The following is a 4095-nucleotide window of genomic DNA, read 5'->3' as shown; positions in this document are numbered from 1 at the left end:
TTTGAGGAAGTAAAAACCAACCAAAACGTTTTGATTGAAGGAAATGTTATTAAAGAGGTTACCTCTGGCAAAATCAAAGCTGATAATGTCATTGATGGTGAGGACAATTATTTGCTTTCAGGGTTTATTGACTGTCACACCCATATTTTTGCAAAGGGTTTTCACAAAGAGGAAAACATGGCAAATCCATTGGGTCTTCATTTCTACAATGCAGTGCCTCACTCATTGCAGACAATCAATGCAGGTGTTACAACAATTAGGGATTGCGGATCTGCCGATTTAAGTTTTAAATTGGCACAGCAAAGGAAACTGTTCACCGCTCCAAAGATTCACCTGTCAATAACTCCTTTGGTAATGACCGGGGGACACTTTGACTTGTTACTTCCTTCCGGTTGGGATATGGAGATTATTTATCCTGGCTTTCCAAAGGGAAGATGTGATGGTGTAGAGGAAGTCCTGAAAAAGACTCGTGAAGTTAGAAGAGCTGGTGCGGATTTCATTAAAGTTATGGCAAGTGGCGGAGTATTGACAACAAACACTTCACCGGAATTCGCTCAATTCAATAAAAAGGAACTGAAAACAATCGTTAATGAGGCCAAAGCAACAAACATGAAAGTATCAGCCCATTGTCATAGTTTAAAAGGTATGAATAATTGTATTGATGCAGGTTTTTCATCAATTGAACATGGAACATTCATTGACAGGAAAACCTCTCAAAAGATGGCAGAAAAGAATGTCAGTCTTGTTGCGACATTATTGGTTCATCAGTTTTTAGCCAAAAACGGCTTTCCTGCATGGGACAGCTATGCAGCCGAAAAAACAGCCAAACTAAAGGAAATAGTCAAGGTTCACAAGGAAAACATATCAGTTGCCTATGAGGAGGGCGTTAACATTCTTATGGGTACAGACAGTGGTGTAATTCCTCATGGACACAACCTGGAAGAGTTGACTCATTTAACCGACATTGGAATGTCTGCCGATGAGGCAATTGCTGCAGGAACAGTCAATGCGGCTGAATTTTTAGGCTTTGACAATTTGGGTTTGGTTAAGGAAAACTATACTGCAGATTTGATTTTGGTCAACTCATATCCACTGGATGACGTAAGCGTTTTAAGCAATAATGACAACATTCTAAAAGTTATCCAGGATGGATTTGTGGTAAAATGAAATTAATGATTGATGCTGAGGAATGCATTGCATGTGGGCAATGCAAATCTGTTTGCATTAGGGACAATATTGAAATTGATGAAGTGGCTTATGAAACCGGCAGCAACTGCTTTGAATGTGGGCACTGCATGGCGATATGCCCTACAAAGGCGATAACCCTTAAGATATTCAAGGGCCGTGAAAACAGGATTGCTGAATATAATCCAAATGAGATTCCAGTTGATTATGATGATTTATTGGATTTTCTAAAGCAAAGAAGGTCTATGCGCTGGTTTAAAAAGAAAAAAATAGATAAGGATACTTTCAATAAGCTGATTGAAGGGGCGTATTATTCACCTTCCGCACAAAACCAGCAGGATGTCGAATTTGTCGTTTTGGATAAAAAATTAAATGACTTCATGAAGCATGTCTATGATATAATCAGGGTTGAAGAGGAAGAATTTTTCAGAATCAAGGAATTTGGAGAATATTTGAGGGACAATTCGACTAAACAATATCATCCGCTCCTGTGGTCAGGTCATCAGTTGATTTTAACATTTTCATCCGACAAGACAAGTGCGGTAATAGCAAATACCCGTATGGAATTGCTGGCATATTCATTAGGGCTTGGAGGATTCTATTCACTATTTATATTGAAGGCGGATGAGATTGATCATGAAAAGCTGATGGAATTTTTCCCAAATATTGATAAAAATAAACACATGTATTCAGCTTTCATAATTGGATATCCTAAAAAGAGATTCAGGCGGACAATTCCTCACAAGGAAATTAAAGTTAATTATATGTAACTCCTGATGAATTTAGTTTAACCTAAACTTTATTAAATATCAAAAATAAAAATAGTCTTATAATCAAGATGGTTGTGATAGCATGGTAAAGCATAAGCATATGGATTTGCCGATAGAAGGAATGCACTGTGCTTCCTGTGTTTTAAGCGTTAACAAGACTTTTGGAAAAATTGAAGGTGTAGAAGAGGTTGATGCCGACCTTGCAGCAAATAAGCTCCACATTACAGTGGATACCAAGAAGATTTCCTATGAGGAAATGGAAAGGCTGGTCAAAAACCTCGGCTTTGAGCTTCATACAGATGAAATGACCATTAGGATTCAGGGCATGCATTGCGCTTCCTGTACAATGAACGTCGAGAATTTCCTGATAAGATTGGATGGAATTTTTGATGTCAAGGCAGATTTGACTGCACAAAACGCTAAAATTAGATATGATTCATCAAAAGTGACTCTGGATGAAATTGAAGAGGTAATCACTTCTCTGGGCTTTGAACTTTTGGGCGTTGAAGGCCAGACAGAAATTGATGAAGAGGCAATTTATCAGCAGGATTTAAAGGAAAAGCGTAATAGGATAATTGTAGGTCTATTTTTCTCAGTCATCTTAATGATTTTAATGTTCAGTGGATGGGATCCGCTGATGGGCATCGTTCACTCAATCAACCATTCAACCGGTTTGAACATCTCCTCAATGGGATTGCTGTCATTGATTGTAAGTATCGCACCATTTTTATATGTGTCATTACCAATTTTAAAGGCCGGAATCAACGGTTTGATGCATAAGAACCTGAATATGGATGTAATGTATTCCATGGGTATTTTGGTTGCATACATTTCAAGCATTTTCGGAACCTTTGGAATCGTATTGGATCATACCTTCATGTTTTATGACTCAGCGGTCATGCTTCCTTCCTTTTTAATGATTGGAAGATATCTTGAGGCAAGAGCCAAAAAACGGACTTCCGATTCAATAAGGGAATTGATAGGTCTTCAGCCTACCGTTGCAACTGCCATAGAAGTTGATGAAAACGGGGAAATCATATCTCAAAAGGAAGTATCCATTGCAGATATTGTAATTGATGATTTGCTTTTGGTAAAACCTGGTGAAAAGATTCCTGTAGATGGTGATGTAGTTGGCGGCGAGTCCTATGTTGACGAATCAATGATTAACGGTGAACCGATTCCTAAAGTCAAAAAGGATGGTGAAGAGGTATTTGCCGGAACAATCAATCAGGATGGGATTTTACAGATTAAAGCCAAGAAAATCGGAAAGGAAACCGTTTTGTCTAACATTATCCGTTTGGTTGAAAAGGCGCAGTCTTCAAGGCCTCCGGTTCAGAAATTCGCAAATACAATTGTCAGCTATTTCATTCCAGTTATTTTGACTATTGCAATCGTTGTATTCCTGATATGGTATTTTGTACTTGGGGGAACATTGCTATTCTCATTGACATGTCTGATTTCAATATTGGTCGTTGCCTGTCCCTGTGCATTGGGTCTTGCAACTCCGACTGCCGTCACTGTAGGTGTGGGAAGGGCTGCAGAGTATGGAATCCTTATCAAGAATGGGGATACTTTGGAAAATGCAGGCCAAATCGATGTGGCCGCTTTTGACAAGACAGGTACAATAACCGAAGGAAAGCCTGAAGTCGATGACATTATTCCGTATGGCATTGCTGATGAGGAATTAATCAGGCTTGCGGCAAGCGTCGAGCAAAATTCAACCCATCCTATTGCAAAAGCTATCGTAAACAAGTCAAAGGAATTGGGTTTGGAACTTAACCAGACAACTGAATTTGAAAACATTACTGGTAAAGGACTAAAAGCCGAGTTGAATGGCAGTGAGGTTCTTGCAGGTAATTTGGCTTTAATGCAATCTTATGATGTGGACGTGGATAGTGAAATTATTGACAAATATCATGAACTTGAAGCATTAAGCAAAACCATTATCCTGATTGCAGAGAACAAATCCGTAAAGGGCATATTAAGCCTATCCGATAAGATCAAGGCCAATTCAAAAAGGGCAATCGATGAGTTGCATAATATGGGTGTTGAAACCTATATGCTTACCGGAGACAATGAGGCTACAGCACTCAATGTTGCCCGTGAAGTCGGAATTGATAACGTTGAAGCCGGTGTTCTT

At 39.0% G+C, this 4095-nt stretch carries 3 protein-coding genes; all 3 read left to right on the top strand.

The window, feature by feature from the left end; genetic code table 11:
• Positions 1–1167, top strand: a 1167-nt coding sequence (locus QZN27_RS05550; RefSeq protein WP_296784737.1) for an amidohydrolase family protein, incomplete at its 5' end; no start/stop codon positions are given.
• Positions 1164–1955, top strand: a complete 792-nt coding sequence (locus QZN27_RS05545) for a nitroreductase family protein (protein WP_296784734.1) — start codon at positions 1164–1166, stop codon at positions 1953–1955. The genes QZN27_RS05550 and QZN27_RS05545, both read left to right, overlap by 4 nt.
• Before the next feature lie 82 nt (positions 1956–2037).
• On the top strand, positions 2038–4095 hold a 2058-nt coding region (locus tag QZN27_RS05540; RefSeq protein WP_296784731.1), incomplete at its 3' end, for a heavy metal translocating P-type ATPase.

Origin of the sequence: uncultured Methanobrevibacter sp., assembly GCF_900316895.1 — an archaeon.
Lineage (GTDB): Archaea > Methanobacteriota > Methanobacteria > Methanobacteriales > Methanobacteriaceae > Methanocatella.
The sequence above is the reverse complement of the archived record's forward strand: the minus strand, read 5'-3'. Positions and strand labels throughout refer to the sequence as shown.

What these genes read in the sequence shown, in the direction of transcription:
- QZN27_RS05545 (WP_296784734.1), top strand. Translation starts at nt 1,164, where the DNA reads ATGAAATTAATGATTGATGCTGAGGAATGCATTGCATGTGGGCAATGC.